Source organism: Propioniciclava coleopterorum, from assembly GCF_011393335.1.
In the GTDB taxonomy this organism is placed as follows: domain Bacteria; phylum Actinomycetota; class Actinomycetes; order Propionibacteriales; family Propionibacteriaceae; genus Propioniciclava; species Propioniciclava coleopterorum.
Genome location: NZ_CP049865.1, coordinates 2,571,313 through 2,587,074, shown reverse-complemented (window position 1 = coordinate 2,587,074; position 15,762 = coordinate 2,571,313). Strand labels below are relative to the sequence as shown.

Genomic DNA, 15,762 nt, shown 5'->3' with positions numbered 1-15,762 from the left:
ATCGCAGCAGAAGGACCTGATCACACGTGGCCCTGTTCAAGAAGTCGGACCCCGCGCCCGAGCCCGAACCCGTCGTGGTTCCGCGTTCCTCCCAGGACAAGAAGAACGCGCCGACGCCGTCGCGGCGTGACGCGGAGGCTGCCCGACGGCAGCGCCTGAACCCGACGCTGTCGCCCAAGGAGGCCAAGAAGCGCGACCGCGAGGCCACCTACGTCGAGCGGCAGCGCAACCTCGCCCGCCAGGAGGAGACGCCCGGCCGCACGCTGATGCGCGACCTGGTCGACTCCCGCTTCAACCCCGCCGAGATCGCGATGCCCGTGCTGCTCGGGGTGATGGCGCTGGCGTTCATCCCGCAGCTGACGCCCTACATCCAGTGGCTGCTGTACGCCACCTGGGCGTTCATCGCCCTGATCGTGCTGGACGCCGCCCTGCTGTGGCGCCGGTTCAAGCAGCTCGCCGCCCAGCGCATCCCGGGCACGCCGCTGAAGGGCCTGCTGTTCTACGGCTTCAACCGCCAGATGTCGTTCCGCCGCTGGCGCCAGCCCCCGCCCCGGATCAAGCGCGGCGAGGCGTTCTGATGCCCTGGCGCTGGGACTCGCCGCAGGCCGACGACGCCGTGGCCGTCACGACGGGCCTGGCGCAGGAGTTCCCCACGCAGGCCGACGCCGAGGCGTGGCTCACGCAGAACTACGAGGAACTCGAGGACGCGGGCCTCGACGAGGTCACGCTGCTGCAGGACGGTCGGGTCGTGTACGGCCCGATGAGCCTGCACGCCTGACCTCGGCGACCGCGAGGCCGGCCCCGAACGCCGCGACCAGGGCGCCCACCCCGCCGATGACGGGACGCGCCTGCTGCGCCGCGTCGTAGCGCTCCTGGTAGGTCTGCACGCGGGTGCCCTGCGCGTTGGCGCAGGTGTCGCCGGGGTGCATGACGACCTCCCGGCAGCTGATCGTCGGGTTCGCCCCGACCGTCAGCACCCACACCACGACGATCACGCCGACCGCGGCCAGGGCGACGTGCGCCCACCACCGCCGCGTCACTGGGCGCGCACGTGGGGCTGCACCAGCGGCGCCTTCTCCACGGTGAACGGCTCCACCCGGTTCCGCACCCGGACGCCCACGTCGGCGCCGGGCTTGTAGGCCGGGTCGAGCAGCGCCAGGCCGATCCCGGCCTGCAGCGTCGGGCTGAAGGTGCCCGAGGTGAGGACGCCCACCACGGCGCCGTCGGCGTCCACGCACTCCATCCCCGGACGCGGGATGCCGCGCCCGGCGGCCTTGATGGCGCGGGAGCGGCGCGCGGGCCCTCGGCCCGCTGCGCGCGCAGCGCCTCGGCGCCCCAGAACGTGGGCTTGTCCCAGCCGACCGCCCAGACCAGGCCGGCCATCACCGGCGTGATGGTGTCGGACAGTTCGTGGCCGTGCAACGCGTAGCCCATCTCGGTGCGCAGCGTGTCGCGGGCGCCCAGGCCCGCGGGCAGCATCCCCAGCGGCTCGCCGGCGGCCAGCAGGGCGTCCCAGACGGCCCCGGCGTCCTGCGTGCGGCACACGACCTCGTACCCGAGTTCGCCGGTGTAGCCGGTGCGGCACAGCGACACCTCGCAGCCGGCGATCGTGGTGGTGCGGAACTGCATGTAGTCCAGGTCCGCGGTGACGCCGAGCGCGGAAAGCACCTCGTCGGAGCGAGGACCCTGGACCGCCAGGATCGCGAAGTCCTCCTGCTGGTTCGTCACGGTGACGCCCTCGGGCGCGGCGGCGGCGAGCAGGTCGACGACGGTGGCGGTGTTGGCCGCGTTGGGGATGAGCAGGACCTCGTCGTCGGAGACCAGGTACTGGATGAGGTCGTCCACGACGCCGCCGTCCTCGGAGCAGCACAGGGTGTACTGCGCCTGGCCCGGGCCGATGCGGCCGAGATCGTTGGTGAAGCAGGCGTTGAGGAAGTCCCGCGCGCCCGGCCCGGCGACCCGGGCGTTGCCGAGATGGCTGACGTCGAAGATCCCGACCGCCTGGCGCACCGCGGTGTGCTCGGCGACCACGGAGGAGTACTGCAGGGGCATCGACCAGCCGCCGAACTCGGCGAACTTGGCTCCCAGCGCCTCGTGGCGCGCGTGCAACGGCGATGTCTTCTCCTCGGCCATGCGCTCAACCTACCCCAGCGGACGGGCCCGTTCGGCGTCCTCCGCGTGCCCGTCCGGCACCCGCCGGGCTGCGACCGTGAGTAGGCTGGCGAGTCGAGCCACCACACGGAGGGATGAGACCTGTGACCAACGCTTCGCTGCCCCGATCACCGCTGTATCGAGCCTGCCCAAGGACGCCGACGTCCTTGTCGTCGGGCTCGCCGAGGCCTCCGGGGGTCCCGTCCTCGTGGGCGCCGGGGAGGATCTGGACAAGGCGTGGACCAAGCGCCAGGGCGCCTCGCTGCTGGCGTCGGCGCAGCAACTGGGGGCGACCACCAAGGTGGGCGCCACCGTCACGCTGCCGGGTGTGCCGGTCGTCGTCGTGACCGGCCTGGGGGGCGTCGACGTGACGCCGGAGCAGGTGCGCCGCGCCGCGGGGTCGGGCGTGCGCGCGGCGGCCGCGACCGCCGGGGATCGGCACCTCAAGGTCGCCATCAGCGTCGACGCCGTGGAGCCCGAGGTCGTCCGCGGCGTCGCCGAGGGCGCGCTGCTGGGCAGCTACGGCTACGTCAAGGCGAGCAGCGAGCCCGCCTCCGACCCCATCGCGTCGCTGGCGGTCGTGTCCGCCGCCAAGGACGCCGGCGCCCAGGTCGAGGCGGCCGCCACCGTGGCGCGGGCCGTGAACCGCGCCCGCGACTGGGTCAACACCCCCGCCAACCTGCTGTACCCCGAGACGTTCGCCGAGGACGCCCGCGCCGTCGCCAAGGCGGCCAAGCTGGACGTCGAGGTGCTGGACGAGAAGGCGCTCGCGCGCGGCGGCTACGGCGGCATCCTGGCCGTCGGCGGCGGGTCGACGCGTCCGCCCCGGCTGGTCCGGATCAGCTACAACCCGCGCGGCGCCAAGGCGCACCTCGCGCTGGTCGGCAAGGGCATCACGTTCGACACCGGCGGCCTCAACCTCAAGCCCGCCGACGGCATGATCACGATGAAGACCGACATGGCGGGCGCCGCCGCGGTCATCTCGGCGATCGCGGCCATCGCCGAGCTGAAGCTGAAGGTGCGCGTGACCGCGTACGCGGCCATGGCCGAGAACATGCCGTCGGGCTCGGCCTACCGGCCCTCCGACGTCCTGACGATGTACGGCGGCAAGACCGTCGAGAACGCCAACAGCGACGCCGAGGGCCGCCTGGTCATGGCCGACGCGCTGGTGCGGGCGAGCGAGGACGATCCCGACCTCACCGTCGACATCGCCACCCTCACGGGCGCCTGCGTCGTGGCGCTGGGCGAGCGGGTCGCGGGCCTGATGGCCTCCGACGACGGGACCGCCGACACCCTCCTGGATGCAGCGGAGGCGTCCGGGGAGGCGTTCTGGCAGCTGCCGATCCCCGAGCACATCCACGACAACCTGCGCAGCGAGGTCGCCGACCTGGCGTCCTCGGGCACCACCCGGTACGGCGGCGCGCTGACGGCGGCGGCCTTCCTGCAGGAGTTCGTCCCCGAGGGCGAGCCGTGGGCCCATCTCGACATCGCCGGCCCCGCGTGGAACACCGGCGGGCCGTACGACTATGTCCCCAAGGGCGGCACCGGCAGCGGCGTCCGGACCCTGGTGGCGCTGGCCCGCACGCTGGCCGACGCGCGCTCCTGAGCGGTCGTCCCCGAGCGCTCCCGGGCGCTCGGGGCGGCCCGGGCCGTGGTGTGAAAGGCGCGGCAGGGGGCTAGTGTGGGGGACGGAAACGGCCAGTCATCGAAGAAGGAGCCTGCGAGCATGCCGACCAATGTCCCCCTCCCCGCGCTGGGTGAAAGCGTCACCGAAGGCACTGTCTCCCGATGGCTGAAGCAGGTGGGTGACACCGTCGAGGTCGACGAGCCCATCGTGGAGGTGTCGACCGACAAGGTCGACACCGAGGTTCCCTCCCCCGTCGCCGGCACCATCCTCCAGATCGTCGTCCCCGAGGACGAGACCGCCGAGGTCGGCGCCACGCTCGCCGTCATCGGCGACCCGAACGAGGCGGGCGACGCCCCGCAGCAGGACGCCCCGGCGGCCCCGCAGCAGGAGGCCCCGGCTGCCGCTCCGCAGCAGGAAGCGCCCGCCGCCCCGGCGCCCGAGGCCGCCCCCGCCCCGCAGGCTCCCGCCGCCGCAGCGTCCGGCACCGAGGTCACCCTCCCCGCCCTGGGCGAGTCGGTCACCGAGGGCACCATCTCCCGCTGGCTCAAGGAGGTCGGCGACACCGTCGAGGTCGACGAGCCCATCGTCGAGGTCTCCACCGACAAGGTCGACACCGAGGTCCCCTCCCCCGCCGCCGGCACCATCCTGGAGATCCGCGTCCCCGAGGACGAGACCGCCGAGGTCGGCGCCGTCCTGGCCATCATCGGCGACGCCAACGCCGCACCGGCCGCCCCCGCGCCCGCCGCCCCGGCCCCGCAGCAGGGAGTTCCGGCCGCCGCTCCGCAGCAGGAAGCGCCCGCCGCCCCCGCGCCCGAGGCCGCCCCCGCCCCGCAGGCCCCCGCCGCCGCCCCCGCGTCCGGCACCGAGGTCACCCTCCCCGCCCTGGGCGAGTCGGTCACCGAGGGCACCATCTCCCGCTGGCTCAAGGAGGTCGGCGACACCGTCGAGGTCGACGAGCCCATCGTCGAGGTCTCCACCGACAAGGTCGACACCGAGGTCCCCTCCCCCGCCGCCGGCACCATCCTGGAGATCCGCGTCCCCGAGGACGAGACCGCCGAGGTCGGCGCCGTCCTGGCCATCATCGGCGACGCCAACGCCGCACCGGCCGCCCCGCGCCCGCCGCCCCGGCCCCGCAGCAGGAAGCCCCGGCTGCCGCTCCGCAGCAGGAAGCGCCCGCCGCCCCGGCACCCGAGGCCGCCCCGCCCCGCAGGCCCCGGCGACCCCGCCCGCCGCCCCGGCTCCGGCCCCGCAGGCGTCGGCTCCGCAGGCCGCCCCCGCCCCGTCCGCGGCTCCCCGCCGCGCCACGGGCGAGGCCCCCGATGCCGGCTACGTGACGCCGCTGGTGCGCAAGCTCGCCCAGCAGCACGGCATCGACCTGGCCTCGATCGAGGGCACCGGCGTCGGCGGCCGCATCCGCAAGCAGGACGTCCTGGCCGCCGCCGAGGCGGCCAAGGCCCCGGCGCCCGAGGCCACCGCCCCGGCACCCGCCGCTGCACCGGCGGCTCCCGCCGCGGCGCCGGCCGCCAAGGCCTCGGCCCCGTGCAGCCTTCGGAGAAGCGGGGCACCACGGAGAAGCTGACGCGCCTGCGCAAGGTGATCGCCCAGCGGATGAACGCCTCCCTGGAGACGGCCGCGCAGCTCACCGCGACGGTGGAGGTCGACCTGACCAACATCAGCAAGCTCCGCGCGAAGGCCAAGGACGCCTTCAAGGCCCGCGAGGGCGCGTCGCTGTCCTACCTGCCGTTCATCGCGCTGGCCGCCGTCGAGGGGCTCAAGCAGTTCGCGGTGGTCAACGCCCAGGTGGACGCTGAGGCCGGCACGATCACGTACCCGGCGGCCGAGCACGTCGGCATCGCGGTCGACACCGAGCGCGGCCTGCTCGTCCCGGTCATCAAGGACGCCGGCGACCTCAACGTCACCGGGCTGGCCAAGAAGATCGGCGACCTGGCGGCCCGCACGCGCGCCAACAAGGTCACGCCCGACGAGTTGAGCGGCGGTACGTTCACCATCACGAACTACGGCTCGGCCGGCACCCTGTTCGACACCCCGATCATCAACCAGCCGGAGTCGGCCATCATGGGCACCGGCGCGCTGGTGAAGCGCCCGATGGTCATCAGGGACGCCGAGCTCGGCGAGGTGATCGCGGTGCGCGACATGATGTACCTGTCGCTGACCTACGACCACCGCATCATCGACGGCGCGGTCGCGGCCCGATTCCTCTCCTTCGTCAAGGCACGCCTCGAAGAGGGCGACTTCGGCGCCGAGTTCGGCGTCTGATCCGCTCCTGACAAGCGCACGCGCCCGTCCCCTTGCGAGGGGGCGGGCGCGCGTGCGTCCTGTGGAACCGCCGGTCGGGCGGACCCGTTGCGCGTACGATGATCGGGTGGCACCCCTGAACGCCTGTGACGGATTCACTTTCACCTACCTCGGCTACGACGGCGCGGACCTCACCGAGAGCGACTACCGGGAGACCTGGCAACTGCAGCGCGACGTGCACGCGCGCGTGGTCGCCGGCGAGATCGGCCCCCAGGTCCTCTTCGTGCAGCACACGCCGGTCTACACGGCCGGCAAGCGCACCGAGCCGCACGAGCGCCCCCAGGACGGCACGCCCGTCGTGGACGTGGACCGCGGCGGCAAGATCACCTACCACGGCCCGGGCCAACTCGTCGGCTACCCGATCGTCACCCTGACCCGGAAGTACGGGCCGCTGGAGTACGTCCGCCGCCTCGAGCAGGCCGTCATCGACACGCTCGCCGGCGAGTTCGGCGTCCCCGGGATCCGCGTCGAGGGGCGCACCGGCGTGTGGCTGCCGGCGGACGGCGTCCGGCCCGAGCGCAAGATCTGCGCCATCGGCGTCCGGGTGGCGAAGATGACGACGATGCACGGCTTCGCCCTGAACGTGGCCGCCACCTCGACCGGGCTGTTCGGCAGCATCATCCCTTGTGGCATCGCGGATGCGGGCGTCACGAGCATCGAGGACGAGACCGGCGCGGCGCCCCCGCGGTTGGTCGACGTGGCCCGTGCAATCGAACCGCAACTGGAACGGCAACTTTCCTTCGCGCTGACGTCCGGGCCGGAGCGCGCCCTAGTCTGAGCCGCGTGAGCGTGCGCATCGGGGTCCTGACGTCGGGCGGAGACGCCCCCGGAATGAACGCCGCCGTGCGGGCGGTCGTGCGCGGCGGCATCACCGCCGGCGCCGAGGTCTACGGCATCTACGAGGGCTGGCAGGGCGCCGTCGACGGCGGCGACTACATCCGGCCGCTGTCGTGGGAGGACGTCAGCGGCATCATGATCCAGGGCGGCACCGTGATCGGCACCGCCCGCTGCGCGGCCTTCCGCACCCCGAGGGCCGCCGCACCGCCGCCCTCAACCTGATCCGCGCCGGCATCGACCGGCTCGTCGTGATCGGCGGCGACGGCTCCCTGACCGGCACCGACGTGCTGCGCGACGAGTGGCCCGGCCACATCGAGACGTTGCTGGCCGACGGCCTGATCACCGAGCGGGAGGCGTCCACCCACCCGTCGCTGATGGTCGTGGGGCTCGTCGGCTCGATCGACAACGACATGGTCGGCACCGACATGACGATCGGGACCGACTCCGCGCTGCACCGGATCACCGAGGCGATCGACGCCATCGCGTCCACGGCGGCCTCCCATCAGCGCAGCTTCGTCGTCGAGGTGATGGGGCGGCACTGCGGCTACCTCGCCCTGATGAGCGCCGTCGCGGGCGGCGCCGACTACGTGTTCATCCCCGAGAACCCGCCCGGCCCCGACTGGCACGAACGGATGGCGCGGGTGCTGCGCCGCTCCCGCGACGCCGGACGCCGGACATCCATCGTCGTCGTCGCCGAGGGCGCGGCCGACCGGGACGGCAACCCCATCACCGCGGACGCCGTCCGGCGCGTCCTGTCCGACGAGATGGGCGAGGACGCGCGGGTCACGATCCTGGGCCACGTCCAGCGCGGCGGCGTCCCGAGCGCCTACGACCGCTGGATGGCCTCGATGGTCGGCTGCGCGGCCGTCGACGAGGTGATGACGGGCGACCGGGAGCCGCAGGTCATCGGCGTGCGCGCCAACCGGCCCCACGCCATGCCGCTGCTGGACGCCGTGCAGGCCACCAAGGACGTGGCCACCCTGATCTCCGAGGGCCGCTACGACGAGGCGATGGCGGCGCGCGGGCCGTCGTTCGTGCAGATGGCCGGGGTGTTCCGCCGGCTGTCGGAGGCCCGCCCCGAGGTGGCCACGCGCGGACGCTCGCGCCGCATCGGCGTGATGAACGTCGGCGGGCTGGCGCCCGGCATGAACCCGACCGCCCGCGCCGTCGTGCGGCTCGGCGTCGACCAGGGCCACACGATGGTGGGCATCCAGGGCGGCTTCCCGGGGCTGATCGACGGCGACCTGCGCGAGCTGTCGTGGGGCGACGTCGAGGGCTGGGAGGCCGCGGCCGGCGCCAACCTCGGCACGCGCCGCAGCATCCCCGGCGACAGCGAGTTGTACGCGGTCGCCCGCTCGCTGGAGACCCACGGGCTCGACGGGCTCGTCATCATCGGCGGCTTCCAGGCGTACCGCGCGCTCAACCGGATCAACCACGAACGCAAGCGGTTCCCGGCGCTGGGGATCCCGATGGTGATCGTGCCCGCGTCGCTGGACAACAACCTGCCGGGCCTGCAGATGGCCGTCGGCGCCGACTCGGCGCTGAACGTGGACGTGCAGTCGGTGGACCGGATCAAGCAGTCCGCCACGGCGTCCAAGCGGGCGTTCGTGGTCGAGACCATGGGACGCCGCTGCGGCTTCCTCGCGCTGGCCACGGGCGTCGCCGCCGGCGCCGAGCGCGTCTACCTGCACGAGGACGGCATCACGATCGCCGACCTCAAGCACGACGTGGACGCCATGGTGGACGCCTTCACCCACGGCCAGAACTTCTGGCTGGCGATCCGCAACGAGGACGCCTCCGCGTTCTACACCACCGACCTGCTCACCCGGATGTTCGAGGCCGAGGGCCAGGGCGGCTACAGCGTCCGCGGGGTCGTGCTCGGGCACGTGCAGCAGGGCGGGACGCCGTCGCCGTTCGACCGCATCAACGGCGTCCGGTTCGCCGCGCAGGTCATCGACTGGATGACCGAGCAGTTCGCGTCGTCCGGCAGCCTGCACACCTTCGCCACCCCGGACGGGATGCGCTCGGTCAAGGACCTGGACGACCTCGTCGACTGGGACGTCCGGCGCCCCGTCGACCAGTGGTGGCTCGTGCTGAAACCCGTACTGGACGCGCTGGGCAGACGCCCTCGCGACCCGGGTGCCGACGGCGTTTAGAATGACCGGGTGACCGACACCCAGCCTCGCCGCCTCCTTCGCATCGAAGCCAAGAACGCGCAGACGCCCATCGAGCGCAAGCCCCCGTGGATCAAGACCCGGGCCACGATGGGCCCCGAGTACCGCGACATGCAGCAACGGGTCAAGGACGGCGGCCTGCACACCGTGTGCCAGGAGGCCGGCTGCCCCAACATCTTCGAGTGCTGGGAGGACCGCGAGGCGACCTTCCTCATCGGCGGTGACCAGTGCACGCGCCGCTGCGACTTCTGCCAGATCGCCACCGGCAAGCCGGCGGGCTACGACCGGGACGAGCCGCGGCGCGTCGCCGAGTCGGTGCGCGAGATGGGGCTGAAGTACGCCACCGTCACCGGCGTGGCGCGCGACGACCTGCCCGACGGGGCGTCCTGGCTGTACGCCGAGACCTGCCGCCAGATCCGGGCGCTCAACCCGGGCACCGGCGTCGAACTGCTGGTGGACGACTTCAAGGGCAACGAGCACGCCCTGGGGCTGGTGTTCGAGTCCCGCCCGGAGGTGTTCGCCCACAACGTGGAGACCGTGCCGCGGATCTTCAAGCGGATCCGGCCGGCGTTCGATTACGACCGCAGCCTGGGCGTCCTGACGAAGGCGCGGGCGTTCGGCCTGGTCACGAAGTCCAACCTGATCCTCGGCATGGGCGAGACCCGCGAGGAGATCAGCCAGGCGCTGGTCGACCTGCGCGACGCCGGCACCGAACTCATCACCATCACGCAGTACCTGCGGCCGTCCTCGCTGCACCACCCGATCGACCGCTGGGTGACGCCGGAGGAGTTCGGCGACCTCGAAGAGGAGGCGAAGGGCCTAGGATATGCGGGAGTGCTTTCGGGTCCCCTGGTCCGTTCGTCGTATCGCGCGGGCAGGCTCTACCGACAGGCCATCGAGGCCCGCAAGAAGGCACCCACAACGACGAGCGTGGAGTGAACCAGGATGGCTAGCGAGAAGGCGAAAGAGCTCGCCGCGAAGCAGAAGGCCGAGCAGAAGGCCGAGAAGCTGCGCAAGAAGAACAGCGACGACCCCCGCGACTGGGGGCGCGTCCGGCAGATCGTCGAGGCCTACAAGCGCACGGCCGAGATCGACCCGTCCGTCACCTGGTGGATGCTGGGCGTCGGCCTGGGCGTCGCCGCGGTCATCATCGTGCTGGGGCTGCTCACCCAGATGGCGTGGTGGGCCTACGTGCCGCTCGCGCTGATGGCCGGCCTGCTCGGCGCCATGCTGATCCTGACCCGCCGGGTGAAGTTCGCCACGATCAAGCGCTACGAGGGGCAGCCGGGCTCGGCCGAGGTCGCCCTGCAGCTGCTCAACAACAAGAAGTACTCCTACGACATGGGCATCAACGCCAACCGCCAGATGGACATGGTGCACCGCGTCGTCGGGCCGATGGGCATCGTCCTGATCGGTGAGGGCTCGGCCGGACGCGTCCGCGAGATGCTGAACGGCGAGCAGCGCAAGCACGAGCAGGTGTCCTTCGGGACGCCCGTCACGACGCTGGTGCTCGGCAACGCGGGCGGCCAGATGAAGCTGGGCGATCTGCAGAAGCACATCGAGAAGCTGCCCAAGGCGCTGCAGCCGTTCCAGGTCGCCGAGGTGAAGCAGCGGATCCGTGCGCTGGACGCCGTCCGCCCGAAGGCGCCGCTGCCCAAGGGTCCGATGCCCACCCCGAAGGGCCTCAACCGCGCCATGCGCGGCCGCTGACCCGTGGCGACCCCACCCCTGCTCTTCACGCCCGTCACGATCCCCGCGCCGTCCGGCGCGGGGATGTTCGTGCGTAACCGCGCCTTCGTGGCGCCCATGTGCCAGTACGCGATCGACGCCGGCGACGGCGTCCCGCACGACTGGCACCTGCAGAACCTCGGCGCCTTCGCGGCCGGCGGCTTCGGGCTGGTGGTGACCGAGGCCACCGGCGTCACCGCCGAGGGCCGGATCTCGCCCGGCGACGTCGGCCTGTGGAACGACGAGCAGACCGCCGCGCACGCCCGCCTGGTCGCCTTCGCCCACAGCCAGGGCGCCGCCGCCGGGGCGCAACTCGCCCACGCCGGCGGCAAGGCGTCCACCTACCCGGCGCTGCCGGGCTTCGGCGCGGGCACCGTCCCGCCGGAGGCCGGCGGCTGGGCGACCGTCGGGGTCGCGGACGCCCCCGTGCTGCCCTCCCTGGCGCCCGCCCGCGCCCTGGACGCCGACGGCATCGCCGGGGTGGTCGAGGCGTTCGCCGCGTCCGCCCGGCGCGCCGACGCGGCCGGCTACGACGTCGTCCAGATCCACGCCGCTCACGGCTACCTGCTGCACCAGTTCTGCTCGCCGCTCACGAACACGCGCACCGACGGCTACGGGGGCTCGGAGGCGAACCGGACGCGGATCGTGCGCGAAGTCGTGGACGCCGTGCGCGCCGCGTGGCCCGCCGACAAGCCGCTGGGCATCCGGCTCAGCGCCACCGACTGGGTGGAGTCGGGCTGGGACGTGGCGGCCAACGCCCGGCTCGCGCGCGTCCTCGTCGAGCGCCACGGCGTGACCTGGGTGGACGCCTCCAGCGGCGGCCTGACCGCCGGCTCGGCCGTCCCGGTCGCGCCCGGCTACCAGGTGCCGCTCGCGTCCCGCATCCACGCAGCGCTCGCGGGCACCGGCGCGGTCGTGAGCGCGGTCGGGCTGATCGACGACGCGCGTCAGGCCGAGACGATCCTCGTGTCGGGGCAGGCCGACGCCGTGTCGATCGGACGCGCCGCCCTGCGCAACCCGCACTGGGCCGCCGCGGCGGCGTCCGAGCTCGGCGTGCTGCCGGCGGACAACCCCCAGGCCCCGCAGTACGCCCGCTCGGGCTACTGAGTTCCTACAGGTCCCGGCGGCCGTACAGCGCGGTCGACAGGGCGATCGATCCGGCGAGCAACGCCCCCGCGACCATCGCGAGCCCCGTCGCCACCGCCGCCGGGTGCCAGGAGGCGAGGGCGTCCAGCGCGGCGGACAGCGCGCCCGGCGCGAGCAGGGCGACGAGCGCGAGGACGAGGGTGACGCCTCCCGCGAGGCCGAGCGCCGCGAACCGCGCGCGGGTCTGCCCGAGGGCGAACGGCAGCGGCAGCGTGCCCGCGAGGATCACCGCCATCATCAGCACCCCCACCCCGGCCATCAGCGCCAGTTCGCCGGCGGTCACCGGCAGGCCGCGCACCGCCGCGACCACGAGCGCCCCCGCCACGCCCAGCAGCATGAAGGCCCCCGCGATCGCCAGGGTGCTCAGGTAGCGTCCCCGCACCACCGCGGCCCGGGGGATGCCGAGGACCGCGTAGAGCGTGTCGAGCCGCGAGCGCTCGTCGAGCGAGAACAGGTACTGCGGCACGAAGATGCAGGCCGCCATCGCCATCGCGACGATCAGGCCGCCCGGCTCGCCGGTCGTCACCCCCAGCGCCACCAGGATGAGCACCACCGGGAACGCCATCGCACGGTAGTAGGGCCACAGGGCCCTCAGGTCGAGCCCGGCGAACCGCCACGTCGCTGCCATCACCGCGTCCTCCCCCGCGGCGCACCGCGGTCCGTGCGGCCCAGGAGGGCCACCAACTGGTCCAGCGAGGCCTCGGCGACCTCGCAGCGCCGCGGGACCGCGCCGAGTTCGTCGACGGCGACGAGGCCCTCGAACCGGTCGCCGCGCCACCGGGCGCCGAGCAGCAGGCCGGCCGGCGCCCCGATCAGGTCCTCGCGCAGCCCCCGCACGAGCGCGACCCCCTCGCGCACCTGGGCGGCCGGACCCTGCGAGACGATGCGGCCGTCCCGGATGAGGACGAGGTGGTCGGCGAAGTCGTCCAGGTCGGCCGTGATGTGGGTGGAGAACAGCAGGGTCCTGCCGTCGGCCACCATGTGCTCGCGCAGCAGGTCCACCAGGTCGAGACGCGCGCCCGGGTCCAGCCCGCTCGTGGGCTCGTCGAGCAGGAGCAGCGCCGGGTGGTTCCCCAGGGCCAGCGAGACCCCGAGCACCCCTCCCTGCCCCGCGACAGCTCCTTCACCCGGGCGTCCGGCCGCAACCCGAACCGCTCCCAGACCGCGTCGACGTAGGGCTGGTCCCAACCGGGGCGGAACCCGGCGATCGCCGCCGCCGCCTGCCGCAGCGTCCAGTCCGGGACGAGGCAGAGCTCGTCGAGCGAGACCCCGACCTGACCGGCCGGCGGCATCTCATAGGCGCCGCCCCGCGGTCGGACGAGCCCCAACAGCGTCTTCAGCGTGGTCGTCTTGCCCGACCCGTTCGCCCCCAGGAAGCCGGTGACCAGACCTGCGGGGATCTGCAGATCCAGGGGCCCGAGGGCGAACGTCCCGTGCTCCACCACCAGGCCCCGCGTCGCGATCGCCGTGTTCATCGTCGCCATTCCTCCTCCAGCATGTGATGCAGATCGGTGAGGGTGACGTGCTCGCCGTCCCGCACGAGCGAGACGGCGCGCGTGAGGTCCGCACGGACGCGCTCCAGGGCGCCGGCGCGGATGCGGGCAGGGTCCAGTTCGCACACGAAGGCGCCCCGCCCCGGGACGCTCACGATCCAGCCCGCCGCGGTCAGCTCGGCGTACGCACGGGTGGTGGTGATCAGGCTGACGCGCAGGTCCGCCGCGAGCGCGCGCAGCGAGGGCAGGGCGTCCCCGGCGGCCAGCTCGCCGGCGAGGATCGCCCGGATGACCTGCTCCACGATCTGCTCGTAGAGCGGCACCCCGCTCGACTGCGACACCAGGATGTGCACGCCCTCACCGTCCTCACCGTCCTTACCGTACTTACTACTATAGACAGTAAGAGACGGGTGGGGCGGCGATCAGCCCAGATCGTCCGCCAGCTCGAGCCAGCGCTCCTCCAGCGACTCGATCTCGGCCTCGCGGGTGCGGACGTCCTCGTGGAGCGCCTGGAGGCCCGCGTAGTCGGAGGGGTCGGCGGTGGCCATCGTCGCGTTCAGCTTCTCGATCTCGGCGTGCAGCCGCTCCATGCGGCGCTCGGCGGCCTGGATCTCCTTGCGCAGCGCCCGCTCCTGCCCGCTGGTCAGCCCGGACGCGGGCGCGGCGGCGGGCCGGGACGGGCCGGACGCGCCGGGGCGGGGCGCGGCCGCCGCGGCGGCGCGGAGCTCGAGGTACTCCTCGACGCCGCGCGGCAGGTGGCGCAGCGCCCCGTCCATGACCGCGTACTGCTGGTCGGTGACCCGCTCCAGGAAGTAGCGGTCGTGGCTGACGACGATCAGGGTGCCGGGCCAGGCGTCGAGGAGGTCCTCCATCGCCGCCAGCATGTCGGTGTCCAGATCGTTGGTGGGCTCGTCGAGGATCAGGACGTTGGGCTGGCTCAGCAGGATCAGCAGCAACTGCAGCCGGCGCTGCTGCCCGCCCGAGAGGTCCTTCACCGGCGTGGACAGCTGGGCGCTGGAGAAGCCGAGCCGCTCGAGCAACTGCCCCGGGGAGAGCTCCTGAGCCTTGGAGCCGGAGCCGAAGGTGTAGCTGGTGCGCAGCCGGCCCAGCACGACGCGGACCGGGTCGTCCCAGACCTCCTCCAGCTCGGAGATCCCCTGGCCCAGCGTGGCGACCTGCACGGTGGTGCCGCGCTTGACGCGTCCGGACGTCGGGGCGAGGTCGCCGTCGATCAGGTGCAGCAGCGTCGACTTGCCGGCCCCGTTGGCGCCCAGGACGCCGGTGCGCTCGCCGGGCGCGATCCGCCAGGTGACCTTGTTGAGCACCTGCTTGTCGCCGTAGGCGAGCCCGGCGTCGAGCAGGTCGACGACGTCCTTGCCGAGGCGGGCGACGGCGAGGCTCTGGAGCTCGAGGGCGTCGCGCAGCGGCGGCACGTCGGCGATCAGCGCGTTGGCGGCGTCGATACGGAACTTGGGCTTGGAGGTCCGCGCGGGGGCGCCGCGCCGCAGCCAGGCGAGTTCCTTGCGCGCCAGGTTCTGCCGGCGCGCCTCGGTGGCCGCGGCCTGCCGGTCGCGCTCGACGCGCTGCAGGATGTAGGCGGCGTACCCACCCTCGAAGGGCTCGACGATCCGGTCGTGCACCTCCCAGGTGGCGGTGCAGATCTCGTCGAGGAACCAGCGGTCGTGCGTCACGACCAGCAGGCCGCCCTGGCTGGGGGTCCAGCGCTGCTTGAGGTGACCGGCGAGCCAGGTGATGGCCTCGACGTCGAGGTGGTTGGTCGGCTCGTCCAGGATCAGGACGTCCCAGTCCCCCACGAGCAGCGCGGCGAGCGCGGCGCGGCGCCGCTGCCCGCCCGACAGCGTCCCGATCTCAGCGTCCCAGGGCACGTCGGCCAGCAGGCCGGCGATGACGTCCCGGACGCGGGGGTCGCCCGCCCACTCGTGCTCGGCCGCGTCCCCGACGACGGTGCGCGCCACGGTGAGGTCCGGGTCCAGGGTGTCGGCCTGATCGAGGACGCCGATGCGCACCCCGCCGCGCCGGGTGACCCGGCCGGCGTCGGGCTCCAGCCGCCCCGACAGCAGGCCGAGCAGGCTGGACTTGCCGTCGCCGTTGCGTCCGACCACACCGATGCGGTCGCCCTCGTCCACGCCGAGCGAGACGGCGTCGAAGACGACCTTGGTGGGAAATTCCAGGTGAAGGCCCTCGGCCCCGAGCAGATGCGCCATGACCGCTCAACCCTACCGGGCCGACCCGGCGCGGCGACGCCCCGACCGGCCCGCCCGCGGCGACC

At 73.3% G+C, this 15,762-nt stretch carries 15 protein-coding genes and 4 pseudogenes; 11 read left to right on the top strand and 8 right to left on the bottom strand.

Annotated features, from left to right (window positions below; translation table 11 throughout):
* Positions 1-26 precede the first annotated feature (26 nt).
* Positions 27-578, top strand: coding sequence for a DUF3043 domain-containing protein (locus G7070_RS12290; RefSeq protein WP_166233979.1), 552 nt, complete (start codon positions 27-29; stop codon positions 576-578).
* Entirely contained in the window at positions 578-778 is a 201-nt protein-coding gene (locus G7070_RS12285; protein ID WP_166233978.1) for a hypothetical protein, read from the top strand. Before G7070_RS12290 ends, G7070_RS12285 begins: the two co-directional genes overlap by 1 nt.
* Here the strand turns inward: G7070_RS12285 and G7070_RS12280 are convergent.
* The 3 genes and pseudogenes from G7070_RS12280 to gcvT form a co-directional block, all read right to left on the bottom strand.
* On the bottom strand, positions 723-1,040 hold the full coding sequence (locus G7070_RS12280) for an NYN domain-containing protein (protein ID WP_166233977.1): 318 nt from the start codon (positions 1,038-1,040) through the stop codon (positions 723-725). The two genes, G7070_RS12285 and G7070_RS12280, sit on opposite strands and share 56 nt — an antisense overlap.
* A complete protein-coding gene (locus tag G7070_RS19620; RefSeq protein ID WP_348981462.1) occupies positions 1,037-1,234 on the bottom strand; it encodes a glycine cleavage T C-terminal barrel domain-containing protein in 198 nt (65 codons plus the stop codon). Before G7070_RS19620 ends, G7070_RS12280 begins: the two co-directional genes overlap by 4 nt.
* 119 nt (positions 1,235-1,353) lie before the next feature.
* Positions 1,354-2,133 (bottom strand): annotated as a pseudogene (gene gcvT / locus G7070_RS12275) (glycine cleavage system aminomethyltransferase GcvT); the annotation flags it as partial.
* Between the two features lie 85 nt (positions 2,134-2,218).
* On the opposite strand from gcvT, the gene G7070_RS12270 reads away from it, so the two are divergent.
* The 9 genes and pseudogenes from G7070_RS12270 (at position 2,219) to G7070_RS12240 (ending at position 11,940) form a co-directional block, all read left to right on the top strand.
* Positions 2,219-3,757 (top strand): leucyl aminopeptidase, encoded by a 1,539-nt coding sequence (locus G7070_RS12270; RefSeq protein WP_431977952.1) that lies wholly within the window; start codon positions 2,219-2,221, stop codon positions 3,755-3,757.
* A gap of 120 nt (positions 3,758-3,877) precedes the next feature.
* A pseudogene (locus tag G7070_RS19960) lies at positions 3,878-4,849 on the top strand (biotin/lipoyl-containing protein); the annotation flags it as partial.
* A gap of 259 nt (positions 4,850-5,108) precedes the next feature.
* Positions 5,109-5,357 (top strand): E3 binding domain-containing protein, encoded by a 249-nt coding sequence (locus tag G7070_RS19955; RefSeq protein WP_431977951.1) that lies wholly within the window; start codon positions 5,109-5,111, stop codon positions 5,355-5,357.
* Entirely contained in the window at positions 5,318-6,055 is a 738-nt protein-coding gene (locus G7070_RS19950) for a 2-oxo acid dehydrogenase subunit E2 (RefSeq protein ID WP_431977950.1), read from the top strand. The genes G7070_RS19955 and G7070_RS19950 overlap by 40 nt, the downstream gene beginning before the upstream one ends.
* 106 nt (positions 6,056-6,161) lie before the next feature.
* Positions 6,162-6,872, top strand: a complete 711-nt coding sequence (gene lipB, locus G7070_RS12260) for a lipoyl(octanoyl) transferase LipB (protein WP_246227071.1) — start codon at positions 6,162-6,164, stop codon at positions 6,870-6,872.
* 53 nt (positions 6,873-6,925) lie between these two features.
* Positions 6,926-9,087 (top strand): annotated as a pseudogene (locus tag G7070_RS12255) (6-phosphofructokinase).
* A gap of 9 nt (positions 9,088-9,096) precedes the next feature.
* Complete coding sequence (lipA, locus tag G7070_RS12250; protein WP_166233975.1) at positions 9,097-10,044, top strand: lipoyl synthase; 948 nt, start codon at positions 9,097-9,099, stop codon at positions 10,042-10,044.
* Between the two features lie 6 nt (positions 10,045-10,050).
* Positions 10,051-10,815 (top strand): DUF4191 domain-containing protein, encoded by a 765-nt coding sequence (locus G7070_RS12245; RefSeq protein WP_166233974.1) that lies wholly within the window; start codon positions 10,051-10,053, stop codon positions 10,813-10,815.
* Positions 10,816-10,818: 3 nt separating this feature from the next.
* Entirely contained in the window at positions 10,819-11,940 is a 1,122-nt protein-coding gene (locus tag G7070_RS12240; protein ID WP_284690937.1) for an oxidoreductase, read from the top strand.
* 4 nt (positions 11,941-11,944) lie between these two features.
* Here the strand turns inward: G7070_RS12240 and G7070_RS12235 are convergent, their stop codons facing one another.
* The 5 genes and pseudogenes from G7070_RS12235 to G7070_RS12215 form a co-directional block, all read right to left on the bottom strand.
* Positions 11,945-12,607, bottom strand: coding sequence for an ABC-2 transporter permease (locus G7070_RS12235; protein ID WP_166233973.1), 663 nt, complete (start codon positions 12,605-12,607; stop codon positions 11,945-11,947).
* Entirely contained in the window at positions 12,607-13,077 is a 471-nt protein-coding gene (locus G7070_RS18850; RefSeq protein ID WP_246228166.1) for an AAA family ATPase, read from the bottom strand. The genes G7070_RS12235 and G7070_RS18850 overlap by 1 nt, the downstream gene beginning before the upstream one ends.
* A 68-nt stretch (positions 13,078-13,145) precedes the next feature.
* Positions 13,146-13,454, bottom strand: a pseudogene (locus tag G7070_RS18845) (ATP-binding cassette domain-containing protein); the annotation flags it as partial.
* The gene (locus G7070_RS12220; RefSeq protein ID WP_166233970.1) at positions 13,451-13,825 is read right to left on the bottom strand and encodes a GntR family transcriptional regulator; all 375 of its coding nucleotides are present in this window, start codon (positions 13,823-13,825) and stop codon (positions 13,451-13,453) included. The pseudogene G7070_RS18845 and the gene G7070_RS12220, both read right to left, overlap by 4 nt.
* 69 nt (positions 13,826-13,894) lie before the next feature.
* Positions 13,895-15,697, bottom strand: a complete 1,803-nt coding sequence (locus G7070_RS12215) for an ABC-F family ATP-binding cassette domain-containing protein (RefSeq protein ID WP_166233969.1) — start codon at positions 15,695-15,697, stop codon at positions 13,895-13,897.
* Positions 15,698-15,762: the final 65 nt, after the last annotated feature.